General features: G+C 71.8%; 13 protein-coding genes and 2 rRNA genes. 8 read left to right on the top strand and 7 right to left on the bottom strand.

What is annotated here, in order from left to right:
• Both AOM07_RS03720 and rrf read left to right on the top strand, forming a co-directional pair.
• Positions 1-489: ribosomal RNA gene (locus tag AOM07_RS03720) — 23S ribosomal RNA — on the top strand; the annotation flags it as partial.
• Between the two features lie 81 nt (positions 490-570).
• Positions 571-687, top strand: a 5S ribosomal RNA gene (rrf, locus tag AOM07_RS03715).
• 90 nt (positions 688-777) lie between these two features.
• Here the strand turns inward: rrf and AOM07_RS03710 are convergent.
• Positions 778-1,803, bottom strand: coding sequence for a LacI family DNA-binding transcriptional regulator (locus AOM07_RS03710; protein WP_062311423.1), 1,026 nt, complete (start codon positions 1,801-1,803; stop codon positions 778-780).
• Positions 1,804-1,821: 18 nt separating this feature from the next.
• Complete coding sequence (locus AOM07_RS03705; protein WP_062311422.1) at positions 1,822-2,586, bottom strand: SDR family NAD(P)-dependent oxidoreductase; 765 nt, start codon at positions 2,584-2,586, stop codon at positions 1,822-1,824.
• Positions 2,587-2,667: 81 nt separating this feature from the next.
• On the opposite strand from AOM07_RS03705, the gene AOM07_RS03700 reads away from it, so the two are divergent.
• The 4 genes from AOM07_RS03700 to AOM07_RS03685 all read left to right on the top strand — a co-directional run bounded on the left by AOM07_RS03700 (position 2,668) and on the right by AOM07_RS03685 (position 4,738).
• A complete protein-coding gene (locus AOM07_RS03700) occupies positions 2,668-3,156 on the top strand; it encodes a beta-class carbonic anhydrase (RefSeq protein ID WP_062311421.1) in 489 nt (162 codons plus the stop codon).
• Between the two features lie 34 nt (positions 3,157-3,190).
• Positions 3,191-3,448, top strand: coding sequence for a DUF1232 domain-containing protein (locus AOM07_RS03695; RefSeq protein WP_062311420.1), 258 nt, complete (start codon positions 3,191-3,193; stop codon positions 3,446-3,448).
• A 73-nt stretch (positions 3,449-3,521) separates the two neighbouring features.
• Positions 3,522-4,244, top strand: a complete 723-nt coding sequence (locus AOM07_RS03690; protein ID WP_062311419.1) for a flavodoxin family protein — start codon at positions 3,522-3,524, stop codon at positions 4,242-4,244.
• Positions 4,241-4,738: a GyrI-like domain-containing protein gene (locus AOM07_RS03685; protein WP_062311418.1), complete on the top strand. Its 498-nt coding sequence runs from the start codon at positions 4,241-4,243 to the stop codon at positions 4,736-4,738. Before AOM07_RS03690 ends, AOM07_RS03685 begins: the two co-directional genes overlap by 4 nt.
• A 21-nt stretch (positions 4,739-4,759) precedes the next feature.
• On the opposite strand, the gene AOM07_RS03680 is transcribed toward AOM07_RS03685, so the two are convergent.
• From AOM07_RS03680 to AOM07_RS03665, 4 genes are all read right to left on the bottom strand, one after another.
• Entirely contained in the window at positions 4,760-5,056 is a 297-nt protein-coding gene (locus AOM07_RS03680) for a hypothetical protein (protein ID WP_062311417.1), read from the bottom strand.
• A gap of 86 nt (positions 5,057-5,142) precedes the next feature.
• Positions 5,143-7,050: a BCCT family transporter gene (locus AOM07_RS03675; protein WP_062311416.1), complete on the bottom strand. Its 1,908-nt coding sequence runs from the start codon at positions 7,048-7,050 to the stop codon at positions 5,143-5,145.
• Between the two features lie 141 nt (positions 7,051-7,191).
• Entirely contained in the window at positions 7,192-9,567 is a 2,376-nt protein-coding gene (locus AOM07_RS03670) for a glycoside hydrolase family 3 C-terminal domain-containing protein (protein WP_062311415.1), read from the bottom strand.
• Positions 9,568-9,768: 201 nt separating this feature from the next.
• Complete coding sequence (locus tag AOM07_RS03665) at positions 9,769-11,304, bottom strand: HNH endonuclease (RefSeq protein ID WP_084830068.1); 1,536 nt, start codon at positions 11,302-11,304, stop codon at positions 9,769-9,771.
• Positions 11,305-11,391: 87 nt separating this feature from the next.
• On the opposite strand from AOM07_RS03665, the gene AOM07_RS03660 reads away from it, so the two are divergent.
• Positions 11,392-12,186 (top strand): siderophore-interacting protein, encoded by a 795-nt coding sequence (locus AOM07_RS03660; RefSeq protein WP_062311413.1) that lies wholly within the window; start codon positions 11,392-11,394, stop codon positions 12,184-12,186.
• 95 nt (positions 12,187-12,281) lie between these two features.
• Positions 12,282-12,647 carry a DoxX family protein gene (locus AOM07_RS03655; RefSeq protein WP_062311412.1) on the top strand — a complete coding sequence of 122 codons (366 nt, stop codon included), beginning with the start codon at positions 12,282-12,284 and terminating at the stop codon, positions 12,645-12,647.
• Between the two features lie 15 nt (positions 12,648-12,662).
• Here AOM07_RS03655 and AOM07_RS03650 read toward each other — a convergent pair whose 3' ends face one another.
• Complete coding sequence (locus tag AOM07_RS03650; RefSeq protein ID WP_062311411.1) at positions 12,663-13,511, bottom strand: aldo/keto reductase; 849 nt, start codon at positions 13,509-13,511, stop codon at positions 12,663-12,665.
• Positions 13,512-13,569 lie beyond the last annotated feature (58 nt).

Below are 13,569 nucleotides of genomic sequence, written 5' to 3'. Positions count from 1 at the left end.
CCGGCGCTCAACGGATAAAAGGTACCCCGGGGATAACAGGCTGATCCTGCCCAAGAGTCCATATCGACGGCATGGTTTGGCACCTCGATGTCGGCTCGTCGCATCCTGGGGCTGGAGTTGGTCCCAAGGGTTGGGCTGTTCGCCCATTAAAGCGGTACGCGAGCTGGGTTTAGAACGTCGTGAGACAGTTCGGTCCCTATCCGCTGCGCGCGCAGGAAACTTGAGAAAGGCTGCCCCTAGTACGAGAGGACCGGGGTGGACCAACCTCTGGTGTGCCAGTTGTTCCGCCAGGAGCACGGCTGGTTGGCTACGTTGGGAAGGGATAACCGCTGAAAGCATCTAAGCGGGAAGCCCGTTTCAAGATGAGGTTTCCACGGACTACGGTCCGGAAGGCCCCCTATAGACCATGGGGTTGATAGGCCGGATGTGGAAGAGAGGACTAACGACTCTTGAAGCTGACCGGTACTAATAGGCCGACAACTTGACTTCACACAAAGATATCCTGCTGAAGCTCGCGTCCACTGTGCGGTTCCCGAACTACGGGCACCGCCCAACATAGTTCCATAAAGTTGCCGCAGCCATAGCGGGAGGGAAACGCCCGGTCCCATTCCGAACCCGGAAGCTAAGCCTCCCAGCGCCGATGGTACTGCACTCGCGAGGGTGTGGGAGAGTAGGACGCCGCGGCCACATCATTCACGAAAGCCCCCCGACACCGTCGGGGGGCTTTCGTCATCTACCTGCACTTTCGCTCGGTGCGAGCAGCAGTGACGCCCCCGCTCAGGCCCGCGGTGCGGCCGTGGAGCCGCGCACCACCAGCTCGCACGGCACGAGCTCCGCGGGCTCCCCCGAGCCTTCGAGCGCGGCCGCCGGGACGGTGCCCGCGATCCTGGCGAGCAGCTCCTCGACGAGCCGCCGGCCCACGGCCGCGAACGGCTGACGCACAGTCGTGAGGGGCGGGGTGAGGTAGCCAGCGAGCGGGATGTCGTCGAAGCCGACGACGGACAGATCCCTCGGGATCTCCCGGCCTGCCTCGGACCACGCGCGCATGAGCCCGGCCGCCATCTCGTCGTTCGCGCAGAAGACGGCGGTCGCATCGTCCCTGGTGAGGAGCTCCTCACCGGCCGCGCGCCCCGAGGCGGCGCTCCAGTCGCCGCGCAGCGGCTCGGGCACCGCGATGCCGCGCTGCTCGAGGAGCTGACGCCAGGCCAGGAGCCGGGCGCGTGCGGGGATCGAGTCCTCCGGGCCCGCGACGTGGTGGACGGTGGGGTGCCCGAGCTCGAGCAGGTGCTCGACGGCGGCGCGCGCCCCGCCCGCGTGGTCGGCGCCCACCATGGGCAGCCGCCCGCCGAAGGTCGCGTCCGTCGCGACGACCGGCAGGCCCGCGGGCAGCGCGAGCCGGCCGGCGTCCTCGATCTCCGCCCGGATGATGATGAGCCCGTCGATGGCCTGGTGGGAGAGCCGCGAGGCCGCCTCCGCGACGTCCTCGTGCTCCGTCGAGTCGATGTCCAGCAGCGTGACGGTGTGCCCCGCGCCCCGCGCGGCCTGCACCACCGCCTCGACGATGCTCGACTCGCCCGTGCGGGCGAGCCGGTGCGCGATCACGCCGATCGTGTCGAAGCTTCCCGAGCGCAGGGCCCGGGCGGCGGTGTTCGGGGTGTAGCCGACGGAGTCCATGGCCTCGAGCACCCGCTGGCGGGTCTCGGGGCTGACGTTGAGGGACCCGTTGGCGACGCGCGACACGGTCTGACCCGACACCCCTGCGAGCCTCGCCACGTCCGACATCGAGGCGCGGGGCGGTGTCATGACGGCATCCTAGGGGCGTCAGCGCAGGTGCTCGCCGGTGAGGTCCGCCAACCGGTCGACGAGAGCGGCCCGCAGCGCCGCATCGTGCGCCCCCGGGGGAGCGGCCTCGGCCCGGCGCTTGTGCACGTACTGCCCGCCGCGGCGGGCGACCGCCTCGTCGGAGGTCGCCATCCACACGGGGGTGTCGGCTCCGTCGGACAGCGGCAGGGTCGCGCGCGGTCCTCCCATCCGGGTGCGCACCCAGCCGGGATGCACGATGTTGATCGGGCGGTCCGTGTGCCGCGCCGCGAGCTCGAAGGCGAGCATCGTGAGCAGCAGCTTCGAGTCCGCGTACACCTGGTGCCCGTCCCACGGCTGCGGCACCTCGAGGTCCACGAGCGGCCGCCCGGCTCGGGCGGCGTCGGACCCGACGAAGACGATGCGGCGGGGCAGGTTGAGCAGCGCGCTGAGGAGGTACGGCGCCACCACGTTGACCTGGAGGACGCGGTCGAGGCCGTCCTCGGTGAACACCTGACGCGACTCGTCGGGACCCAGGGCGGCGTTGTGGATGATGACGTCGTACGGCCCCCGGCCCCGCGCATCGTCCGCCAGCAGCCGCGTGGAGGCGAGGGAGTCGAGCCGCCCCGTGACGGAGCCGGCGGCCCCGGGCGCCGCAGCGAGCGCGACCTCGGTGCGCGCGGCGTCGCGGCCGTGCACGACGACCTCGTAGCCGAGGCCGACGAGCCGCCGCGCGATCTCCGAGCCCAGGCCCTGGGCGGCTCCGGTGACGAGGGCGCGGGGCATGGGTTCATCGTGGCAACCGCGACGGGACACCGCAACAGGCAGATTAGGCTGGGCCCGCACCCCGTCCCCGAAGGAGCACCCATGGGAATCGCCGACGAGCTCATCGCGAACAACGACGTGTACGCGACCACGTACACCCCGGACCGGCCGCTGCCGCCGCGCCGCCAGCTCGCGGTCGTCGCGTGCATGGACTCCCGCCTCGACGTGTTCGCGATGCTGGGCCTCGAGGTCGGCGACGCGCACGTCATGCGGAACGCCGGCGGCGTCATCACCGACGACATGATCCGCTCCCTCGTCATCTCGCAGCGCAAGCTCGGCACGCGCGAGATCATCCTCGTCCACCACACGGACTGCGGCGCCCTCACCTTCACCGACGACGAGCTGCGCAACCAGCTCCTCGACGAGACCGGCCTCAAGCCCACGTGGAGCCCCGAGTCCTTCAAGGACCTCGACGCGGACCTCCGCCAGTCGATGGAGCGCCTGCGTCGCAGCCCGTTCCTGGTCGACTCGTCGCAGGTGCGCGGCTTCGTCTTCGACGTCCACACGGGACTGCTGCGCGAGGTCGCCTGACCCGTCCCGGTCACCGAGGGCGCATACTGGCGTCATGTGGTGGTCATTCCTCAAGGCGGTCAAGAACGGCGAGCACCGGCTTGCCCCGATGACGTGGGTCGCCGGCGCGGGCGCGGTCCTCTACACGCTGTGGCCGCTCGACCTCATCCCCGAGCTGGTCCTCGGCCCTCTCGGGCTCCTGGACGATGCGGGCCTGTGGGGCATCCTGCTCGTGCTGGTGACGCGCGAGAAGCAGCGCTACGAGGCGACCCTGCGCGCGGACGCGATCGACGTCGAGGGCACGGTGCGCTGACCGGTCCCGCTCACGCGTCGCGCACCTTGCGCACGTCCTGACAGGACCGCGCGCCTGACGTAGCGTCGGAGTCATGAGCACCCCGGGCTTCACGGACCTCACGGCCGTGGTCGTGAACTGCACCCTCAAGCCGTCGCCCACCCTCTCGCACACGCAGGGCCTCCTCGAGGTGGCGATCGCCGTGATGCGCGCGCAGGGCGTCGCCGTCGACATCATCCGTGCGGTCGACCACGTCATCGCGCCGGGCGTCTACCCCGACATGCGGGAGGACGTCCCGGGCGGCGGACAGGATCGCGACGACTGGCCGGCGCTCGCGTCGCGCATCCTCGACGCGGACATCCTCCTGCTGGGGACCCCGATCTGGCTAGGCGACAAGTCGTCGGTCGCGACGCGCGTCATCGAGCGGCTGTACGGGCTGTCGGGCGACCTCAACGACCGCGGCCAGTACCTCTACTACGGCCGCGCCGCGGGCGTGGTGGTAACCGGCAACGAGGACGGCGCCAAGCACGTCGCCATGAACGTCCTCTACTCGCTCCAGCACCTCGGCTACACGATCCCGCCCAACGCGGACGCGGCCTGGGTCGGCGAGGCGGGGCCCGGGCCGTCGTACCTCGACGAGGACTCGGGCGGCCCCGAGAACGACTTCACGCAGCGCAACACGACGTTCATGGCGTGGAACCTCATGCACGCCGCGCGCTGGCTCAAGGACGGCGGCGGCTTCCCCGCCGGCGGCAACTCGCGCCGCGAGTGGGATGCCGGCGCACGCTTCGACCACCCCAACCCGGAGTACCGATGATGAGCAGCCTCGAGCACCTGCCCGCCCGCGCCTACGTCGCGATGCCGATGGAGGTGACGGTCGAGCAGATGCCCCGCGTGGTCGGCGAGGAGTTCGACCGGGTGGCGGCGCTGCTGGCCTCCCGGGGGATCGCCCCGCGCGGCGGCGTCATCCGCTACGTCTCGGCCCGCCCGGACGCGACCTTCTCGATCGAGGTCGGGCACCTCGTCGACGCCGCCGACCTCGAGGGGTCGCCCATCGAGCCGGACATCCTGCCCGCGGGCGAGTACTCGGTGGCGCGGCACGACGGCCCGTACGCGGAGATCGGCGCCGTCACCCGCGCGCTCATGGACTCGTGGGCGCAGGAGGGGGTCGCGGCGGCGTCCGCGCACACCACCACCGGCGAGGACTACGCCTGCTGGTACGAGCTCTACCTCGACATGCCGCGCGAGGGCCCGGACGGTCCCGAGGGCGCGGTCGAGATCTGCGTGCTGACCGCGTCCGAGCCCGCGTAGACCGGGATCAGGGCGAGGCGCTCAGGCCGCGAGGGCGAACGATGCGCGGGTCACGCCGCGCGCGGAGGCCCGGGCCGCCATGTCGCCCTCCTCGTCGGCCTCCCGGTAGGAGACCGTGCCGCCGGGCGTCGTGCATCGTCCGTCGCCGTGGTCGGCGACCTGCGCGCCGACCACGAGCAGCGCCGCCGCGTCCGCGCCCACGCGCCACGCGACCATCGAGTCGCCGTCCGACATCAGCGCCCACCCGCCACGGACCGACATGACCGTGCGGAGCAGTGGTCGCGTGCCATGGACGAGGAAGGGCGTGCGGGCGTTCATGCCTGCGACTCTAACCCCGGGCGGCAGGGACCGTTGACCGCTGCGCGCGCGGAGGAGCCGCGGGGCTCGCCCCGGGGACGCCGAGCTCAGGCGCCCTTGTCCTCGTCGGGCCCGGGCTCCGGCGGGGCCTCCGCGCTCGCGGCCTCCTCGGTGTCCCGATGGGCGATCGCGATGCTGTCGGTGTCGAGCGACTCGTAGTGGGGGGCGGACTCCGGTGGCGACTCGGCGGGGGCCGCCGCGGGCTCGGCGGGGCCGGCCCCCGGGGAGGCTCCGGTCGCCGCGCCCGCCGCCATCCCCGCGGCGGAGCCGGCCGCCGACTGCTGCTGGGCCGTCGCATCGTCCCTCCGGCGCCTTCTCCACCCCATGCGGAGGCGGGGCTGGGAGATCTCGGTGGTGGACGGCTCGAGGCCGTACGTGTCGGCGATGTGCTCGACGAACTGCTGCCGTGTGGTGCGCAGGTAGGCACGATGCTCGCGGTCGAAGGCGCGGAACAGCGAGATGACCATGCCGATCATCACGAAGCTGAAGGGCAGGGCGGTGATGATCGCCGCGGTCTGGAGGGCGGTGAGGCCGCCCGAGAGGAGCAGCGCGATCGCGACGGCGGCGGTGGTGCACGCCCAGAAGACGCGCACCCAGCGTGCCGGCGTCTCCTTGCCGCCGGACGTGAGCATCGACAGCACGAAGCTGCCGGAGTCCGACGAGGTGACGAAGAAGATGCCGACGAGCAGGATCGCGCCGAGGCTCGCGATGGAGCCCCCTGGAAGGTTCGCGAGCATGTCGAACAGGGCGCCCTCGTAGTTGATGGAGCCGTCGGCGGCGATCAGCCCGCCGCCGCCGAACAGCTCCTGGTAGAGCGCGGTTCCACCCATGACGGCGAACCACAGGAACGTGATCATGGCCGGGACGAGGAGCACGCCCCACACGAACTCGCGGACGGTGCGGCCCTTGGACACGCGGGCGATGAAGATGCCCACGAAGGGCGCCCACGAGATCCACCAGCCCCAGTAGAAGGTGGTCCAGCTGGCCTGCCAGGCGGCGCCCGCGTCGCCCGCGTAGGCCGAGACGTTGAAGCTCAGGCCCACGAAGTTCTGGATGTAGTTGCCGATCGACTGCACGAACTCCCGCAGCAGGAAGAGCGTGGGCCCGGAGAAGAGCACGTAGATCAGCAGGACCGCGGCGAGCGTGAGGTTGATGTTCGACAGCCACTTCATGCCGCGCGCGAGGCCGGTGAGCAGCGAGAAGAGCGTGATGATCGTGATGATGACGATCAGCACCACCTGGGTGGTGGTCGTGGGCTCCGCGATGCCCGCGGAGGACAGGCCCGCGGAGATCTGCAGGACGCCGAGGCCGAGCGAGGTCGCGATGCCGAACAGCGTGCCGAGCACCGCCGTGATGTCGATGACGTTGCCCCACCGGCCCTCGACGTGCTTGCCGAGCAGCGGCTCGAGCGACCAGCGGATCGAGACGGGGCGGCCGCGCCGGTGGACCGCGTACGCGATCGCGAGGCCCACCACGATGTAGATCGACCAGGCGTGCAGGCCCCAGTGGAGGAAGGTCTGCGACATCGCGGACTGCGCGAGCTGGGTCTCGCTGCCGGTGACGCCGGGGCGGGGGTCCGCGTAGTGCGCGAGCGGCTCGGAGACGCCGTAGAACACGAGGCCGATGCCCATGCCGGCGGCGAACAGGAGCGCGTACCAGGAGAACTTGCTGAAGGCCGGCTCCTCGCCGTCCTTGCCGAGCGTGATGTCGCCGTAGCGGCTGAAGCCGATGTACAGCGTCACCACGACGAAGAAGGCCGCGATGAGGACGTAGTACCACCCGAAGGCGTTGATGATGTCGCTCTGGATGGTGTCGAAGAGGCTCTCCGCCACGCCGGGCGCGATGATCGCGAAGGCGGCGAAGCCGAGGATGAGGATGGCCGACGGCCAGAACACCCACCGGGCCAGGTCCCCCCGAGTCATCGGCTCGCGGGACGTGGTGCTCGTGGTGGTCATGACGCCTCCCCTGGTAGCGCGCCGCCCGCCGTCGCCGGGGGCGCCACGTGACCCATCCTGCCCCCTTGGGGCCGGGGATGCGCGGGCGGCTCGCCCCCGCCCGGCTCCAAGGGGGAGCCGGACGGAGGCGCTCAGGTCGGGCTAGCCGCGCTCGCGCCAGGCCTTGGCGGAGGTGAGGTTGAGGAGCCGGATGAGGCGGTCGAGGCTCGCAAACGACATCTTGCCCTCGCTCGACATCGCGACCTGGCGCAGCGGCGCGCTCTTCACGAAGGCCTCGAACATGCGCTTGGTGGTCGGGTCGGCGCCTTCCCAGTCGAACGGCTTGCCCGCCTGCTGGGTCATCATCGGGGCGACGGCGCGGCCGGTGGCGGTCTCGTGGAGGTCGGCGGTGGTCGAGTCGCGGTGGAACGGCAGCACGCCGGGCACCTCGGGGATCTCGTTGCCGAGCATCGTGCGGAACTCGTCGTCGGTGGCGACGAACGCGGACGGGCCGTGCGACGGGAACACGGCCTCGCCCTCGGCGACCGTGACCGTGCGGCGGCCGCGGATGTCGGTGGACGATGCGCCGACCAGGATCTCGAAGGCGCCGGGCTCGACGCGCCACTCCTGGGCACGGATGTCCCACACCGCGAAGGCGCGGCGGTCGAGGCGGATCGTCACCTTCTGCGAGGTGCCGGGCTCGAGGTGGACCTTGGCGAAGCCCTTGAGCTCCTTCTCGGGGCGGTACGCGATCGACTCGGGGTCGCGCACGTAGACCTGCACCACCTCGGAGCCGGCGCGCGGGCCGACGTTCGTCACGGTGACGGTGACCGAGTAGCCGTCCTTCGTCTTGCGGACGGTGAGGCCGGTCTGGTCGAAGGCCGTGTAGGTGAGGCCGTGGCCGAACGGGAAGCGGGCGGGCACGCCGGCGGAGTCGTGGAACCGGTAGCCGACGTAGAGGCCCTCGCGGTACTGGACCTGCTTGGGGTGGCGGGCGAAGTCGCGGTCCGCGGGCACGTCGGACGCGGAGACCGGGAACGACTCCGCGAGGCGGCCGCCCGGGGCGACGTCGCCGAGGATGACGTCGGCGAGCGCGGCGCCGCCGGCCTGGCCGCCGAGGTAGGCCTCGACGATCGCGGCGGGGCCGTCCGACCACGGCATCTCGACCGGGGCGCCGTTGAGCAGCGCGACCACGGTGCGGTCGTTCGCCTCGGCGGCCGTCGCGATGGTCGCGATGTGGCCGTCGGGGAGGCGGAGGTGCTCGCGGTCGAAGCCCTCGGACTCGTACGAGTCGGGCAGGCCCGCGAGCACGATGACGGCGTCGGCCTTGCGGGCCGCGTCGCGCACCTCGGCGAGGAGCGCCTCCTCGGTCTCGCCCGTGGTGGCGTCGTAGCCCTGGGCGTAGTGGACGGTGGCGGCGTCGCCCACCGAGGCGCGCAGGGCCTCGATGAAGGTGTCGACCTGCGTCGGCGTCACGAGCGAGGAGCCGGCGCCCTGGTAGCGGGGCTTCTTCGCGAAGGAGCCGACCACCGCGATGCTGCCGGTGCGCTCGAGCGGGAGGATGCCGTCGTTGGTGAGGAGCACGGTGCCGGCGGCCGCGGCGCGGCGGGCGAGCTCGTGGTGGGCGGCAGGGTCCACCTGCGAGGAGCCGGTGTCGTTCTGGGCGCGCAGGGCGAGGTCGATGACGCGGGTCGCGGCGAGGTCGAGCTCGGCCGTGGTGAGCAGGCCCGACGCGTGGGCGTCCTTGACCTGCGGGTCCCAGGCGCCGCTGCTGCCCGGCATCTCGAGGTCGAGGCCGGCGCAGATGCCGAGTGCACGGTCCGAGACGGCGTACCAGTCCGACATCACGAGGCCGTCGAAGCCCCACTCGTCGCGGAGGATGTCGGTGAGGAGGCCGCGGTTGATGTCCGCGTGCTCGCCGTTGACCTTGTTGTACGAGCACATCACGGTCCAGGGCTGCGACTCCTTGACCGCGATCTCGAAGCCGGACAGGTAGACCTCGCGGAGGGTCCGGTCGTCGACGACGGTGTCGACCGACATCCGGAAGAACTCCTGGTTGTTGGCCGCGTAGTGCTTGAGGCACGCGCCGACGCCCTGGGACTGGATGCCGCGGACCATCGCGGCCGCCATCTTGCCCGAGAGGAAGGGGTCCTCGGAGAAGTACTCGAAGTTGCGGCCGCCGGCGGGGTGGCGCTTGATGTTGAGGCCGGGGCCGAGCAGGACGCTGACGTCGTTCGCGCGGCTCTCGCGGCCCAGGGCGGCGCCGACCTCCTCGATGAGGTCGGGGTCCCACGTGGAGCCGAGCGTGACGGCGGTGGGGAAGCAGGTGGCGGGCACGGCGTGGGCGATGTCGATGTGCTCGCCGGTGGACTTCTCCTTGCGCACGCCGTGGGGGCCGTCGGTCACCATGATCGACGGGACCCCGTGCTCGTCGACGGGCTCGGTGGTCCAGGCGTCCCGGCCCGAGACCAGGCGGATCTTGTCGTCGGTGGAGAGGGTCGAGACGATCTTCTCGGCCCTCGCGTACGTGTCGCGCATGGGGTTCCTTCGTGGGGAGGGGGACGGCTTCGTCGGTGCTTCCATCCTATCGACGCAGGGTGTCACCGCCCGGGACCCTTGGCGCGGTGTCGGCCCTGGTCCGGAGGTGCGTCGAGGTCGGTGCGGAGGCCGGGGAAGCGACGGGTCCGCGAGGGTGCCGCGGGGCGTGCCTGATCGCGTCGGGGGCCGCGACGTCCCGGGTCAGGCGGCGTCGCGTCTGTGCGCGGGCGCTTCGGATCCGGCCGCGGGTCTGTTGTCGCCGGTGCGGGTGGTGTTCCAGGGACGGGGCGTGCCGAATCTGGCGCGTCCGCCTTGGCGGGGTGTTCTCGAGGCGTCGACGGATGCGGGTGGGATGAACCAGATCTCGGTGTCGGTGGCGCGGATCTGCCAGCCCTGGTCGTGGATGACGTGGTGGCAGTGGGAGCACAAGAGGACGCCGTTGGCGAGGTCGGTCCGGCCGCCGCGGGACCAGTAGACGATGTGGTGGGCCTCGCACCACGCCGGAGGGGCTCCACAGAACGCGCACCCGCCGTCGCGTTCGCCGAGGGCGACGCGTTGCGCGCGTGAGAAGGGGTACTGGCGTCGTCCGAGGTTGAGGACCTCGCCGTTGTCGCCCACCAGCGCGGGGACGAGGATGCCGGAGGTGATCATGCGGTGCACGGTGGTCATGCCGATGGGCTGCGTGCAGCCGTCGACCTCACCCAATCCGGTGCCGTGCTGCAGGTCGGTGGCGGTGGCGCGCACGACGACGGTGGTGGTGCCGAACAACGCGGTCGTGGTCTCACAGCCCAGGGCGTGGCGGGCGAGGTCGGCCAGCGCGTCGGCGCGCATCTGGTCGGTGGTGCGCCCGTCCAGGCCGGGGATGTCGCGGCTGGCGCGCATCGCATCGCCGACGAGCTTGTCCAACGCGGCGCGCACGGGGGCGGCGGTCTCGAGGTCGAGCTCGCCGTTCAGCACCAGCATCCCGGCACGGTTCTCGTAGATCCGCAGGTGGCGTCGCGTGCGCATGCGCGTGAGGTTGCGTTCGTGCTGCTCGACGTCGAGGGCCGCCTTGAACCGCCCCACGACACGGGCGAAACGGGTCGCGTCCAACCCCGTGGCACGCTCGACCAGCTGGGCGGCGGCGTCCTGCTTGAACTCAGCAGGCACGTCCGGGCTGAGGGAGTCGAGCATGGTGATGATCTGGGCGCCGCAGTCGGCGGAGATCTCACCGGTGTCCAGGGCCGCGGCGACCGCACGGTAGCGCGGCTGAGGCTTGGGCTTCGGCTGGGGCGCCGGCGGCGGATCGTCGTCCGGATCGTCGTCCGGGTTGTTGTCCGGGTCGCCTGCGTCGTCCGGATCGTCCTCGGGGTCGTCGGGCCCGGGCCCGCCGCCCTCGATCTCCTCGAGCGCCCGCCCGACCTCGATGAGCCGGAACGCCTCGGCGCGGGTGGTGCCCATCGTCGCGGCGACCAGATCCGCCGCGGATCGATGACCGTGCTGCTTCGCGACCCCACCGCCGGGCACATCCGATCCGGTCTCGATATCCCGTGCCGTACGCGCCAGCACCATGTCGACCTCACGGGCCAGCTGCGCCGCGTCCCCCAGCCTCGCGACCGCAGCCCCGGCGTCACCCAACGCGGCCAGCCCACGCATCGTCCCCACCGCCGCCCGCGCCTCCCTGCACGCACGCCCGAACGCGTCGATCCCGGCAGCAGCGCCACCGGGGCCGGCATCGAACAGGTACGAGGCATCCATGGATCCATCTCATCACCGGGGTCTGACAATCCCGACAAATCGGATGCGGGGTGTGGAGAACGTCGGCGGGCGCGCGAGGATGGGCGCATGGCAAGTCCCCGCCCCGGCCAGCCGGAAGGCCGCCCCAGCCGTCCCGTCCGCACCCTCGAGGTCCGCCGCACCGAGCGCCTCGCCCCGAGCATGGTCCGCGTGGTCCTCACCGGAGACGACCTCGACGAGCTCCCGGACCTCACCTTCACCGACCACTACGTCAAGCTGCGCTTCGGCGACGTCACCCGCACCTACACGGTCCGTTCGCTCGACCGCGCGGCCCGCGAGCTCGCGATCGACTTCGTCATCCACGGCGACGCGGGCCTCGCGGGCCCGTGGGCCGCGTCCGCGCGCCCGGGCGACAGGCTCAGCTTCGTCGGCCCCGGCGGCGCCTGGGCGCCGAGCGCCACGGCGGACCTCCACCTCCTCGTGGGAGACGAGGCCGCTCTCCCCGCCGTCGCCGCCGCCCTCGAGCACCTCAAGCGGACCAGGGGCGATGCGCGGGTCGAGGTCTACCTCGAGGTCGCCTCCGCGGCGGAGGAGCAGCCCCTCCCGTGCACCGCCGGCACCACGGTCCACTGGGTCCACCGCGGGCCGGGTGACGGCCACGGAGAGGCCCTCACGCGCGCCGTGCTCGCGGCGCCGGCCCCGGACGGCGCTGTCGAGGCGTTCGTCCATGGCAACGCCGACATGGTCAAGCCGCTCCGCCGTCACCTCTTCCACACGCTCGGCATTCCGCGCGAGCGGGTCTCGATCTCGGGCTACTGGCGCACCGGCCTCGACGAGGGCGGCTGGCAGTCGAGCAAGCGCGACTTCAACGCGCGCATGGAGGCGGAGCAGGACGCCGCCTGAGCGCATCGTCCCGTAGCCAGGGACGATGCGGCGGCCGGGTGGGTGGCGCCCCGCGCCCGGGCGTGGTTGCCTGGAGGTGACGGAAGGGGGACGTCATGATCACCGCGCTCTGGATCCTCAACGGGATCCTCGCCGTGTTCTTCCTCATCGCCGGCGGCATGAAGCTCCTGCGCACCAAGGAGCAGCTGCGGGCGTCGGGTCAGGGGTGGACCGACGACTTCCGCCCGAGCAGCATCAAGGCGATCGGGGTGGCCGAGGTCCTCGGCGCGATCGGCCTCATCCTCCCGCTGGCCACCGGCGTCGCGCCCGTCCTCACCGCGATCGCCGCGGCGTGCCTCGCGATCGACATGGGCGCCGCCACGGTGGTCCACTCGCAGCGCAACGAGAGCATGCTGCCGACGCTCGCGCTCGCGCTCGCGGCCTCCGCCTCCGCGGTGATGGGCTTCATGCACGTCCTGTGACGCGCATCGTCCCTGCTACATCTCCTCGTGCGTCTCGGGGTCGCCGTCGAAGAGGCGCCCGTCGGCGCGGCCGAGCGCGGTGATCGCGTCGACCTCGTCGGCGGTGAGTGCGAACGAGGACACCTCGAGATTCTCGACCTGGCGCGACGGCGTCGCGGACTTCGGCAGCGGCAGCGTGCCGCGCTCGAGGTGCCAACGCAGGATCACCTGCGCCGGGGTGACGCCGAGCCGCTCCGCCGCCGCGACCACGACCGGCTCGCCGTACGGCGCCTGACGCTTGCCGAGCGGGCTCCACGCCTGGGTGACGATGCCCAGCTCCTTGTGCCTCGCGAGCAGGTCGACCTGCGGGAAGTACGGGTGCAGCTCCACCTGGTTGATGGCGGGGACGACGTGGGTGTCGGCGATGATCTCGTCGAGCAGGCGCTCGTTGAAGTTCGAGACGCCGATGGTCCGCACCACGCCGCGCTCGCGCAGCTCGACCAGCGCGCGCCACGCCTCCTTGTAGAGGCCGGTGATCGGGTTGGGCCAGTGGATGAGGAGCACGTCGAGGCGGTCGACGCCGAGCCTCGCCCGCGACTCCTCGCCGGACGCGATCGCGCGCTCGTACGCGTGGTGGCGACCCGGCAGCTTCGACTGCACCGTGATCTCGTGACGCGGCACGGCGGACTCGCGCAGGAAGTCGCGGAGCGCGCGCCCGACGACGCCCTCGTTCTCGTAGTTGGTCGCGGAGTCGAGCAGGCGGTAGCCGTGCTCGAGCGCCGACAGCACCGCGCGCCCGCCCTCGTCGCCCACGAGGGGATACGTGCCGAAGCCGAGCGCGGGGATCGTGTGGCCGTCGTTGAGCGTCAGGGTGGGGAGGGTCATAGCCCCACCCTAGGACGATGCGCGGACCGCCCGCGCGTGCCGCGTCCCGCCGACGTAC

It is taken from the genome of Demequina rhizosphaerae (assembly GCF_000971255.1).
In the GTDB taxonomy this organism is placed as follows: Bacteria; Actinomycetota; Actinomycetes; order Actinomycetales; family Demequinaceae; genus Demequina; species Demequina rhizosphaerae.
The sequence above is the reverse complement of the archived record's forward strand: the minus strand, read 5'-3'. Positions and strand labels throughout refer to the sequence as shown.

What these genes read in the sequence shown, in the direction of transcription:
- AOM07_RS03710 (WP_062311423.1), bottom strand. Translation starts at nt 1,803, where the DNA reads ATGACACCGCCCCGCGCCTCGATGTCGGACGTGGCGAGGCTCGCAGGG.
- AOM07_RS03705 (WP_062311422.1), bottom strand. Translation starts at nt 2,586, where the DNA reads ATGCCCCGCGCCCTCGTCACCGGAGCCGCCCAGGGCCTGGGCTCGGAG.
- AOM07_RS03700 (WP_062311421.1), top strand. Translation starts at nt 2,668, where the DNA reads ATGGGAATCGCCGACGAGCTCATCGCGAACAACGACGTGTACGCGACC.
- AOM07_RS03695 (WP_062311420.1), top strand. Translation starts at nt 3,191, where the DNA reads ATGTGGTGGTCATTCCTCAAGGCGGTCAAGAACGGCGAGCACCGGCTT.
- AOM07_RS03690 (WP_062311419.1), top strand. Translation starts at nt 3,522, where the DNA reads ATGAGCACCCCGGGCTTCACGGACCTCACGGCCGTGGTCGTGAACTGC.
- AOM07_RS03685 (WP_062311418.1), top strand. Translation starts at nt 4,241, where the DNA reads ATGATGAGCAGCCTCGAGCACCTGCCCGCCCGCGCCTACGTCGCGATG.
- AOM07_RS03680 (WP_062311417.1), bottom strand. Translation starts at nt 5,056, where the DNA reads ATGAACGCCCGCACGCCCTTCCTCGTCCATGGCACGCGACCACTGCTC.
- AOM07_RS03675 (WP_062311416.1), bottom strand. Translation starts at nt 7,050, where the DNA reads ATGACCACCACGAGCACCACGTCCCGCGAGCCGATGACTCGGGGGGAC.
- AOM07_RS03670 (WP_062311415.1), bottom strand. Translation starts at nt 9,567, where the DNA reads ATGCGCGACACGTACGCGAGGGCCGAGAAGATCGTCTCGACCCTCTCC.
- AOM07_RS03665 (WP_084830068.1), bottom strand. Translation starts at nt 11,304, where the DNA reads ATGGATGCCTCGTACCTGTTCGATGCCGGCCCCGGTGGCGCTGCTGCC.
- AOM07_RS03660 (WP_062311413.1), top strand. Translation starts at nt 11,392, where the DNA reads ATGGCAAGTCCCCGCCCCGGCCAGCCGGAAGGCCGCCCCAGCCGTCCC.
- AOM07_RS03655 (WP_062311412.1), top strand. Translation starts at nt 12,282, where the DNA reads ATGATCACCGCGCTCTGGATCCTCAACGGGATCCTCGCCGTGTTCTTC.
- AOM07_RS03650 (WP_062311411.1), bottom strand. Translation starts at nt 13,511, where the DNA reads ATGACCCTCCCCACCCTGACGCTCAACGACGGCCACACGATCCCCGCG.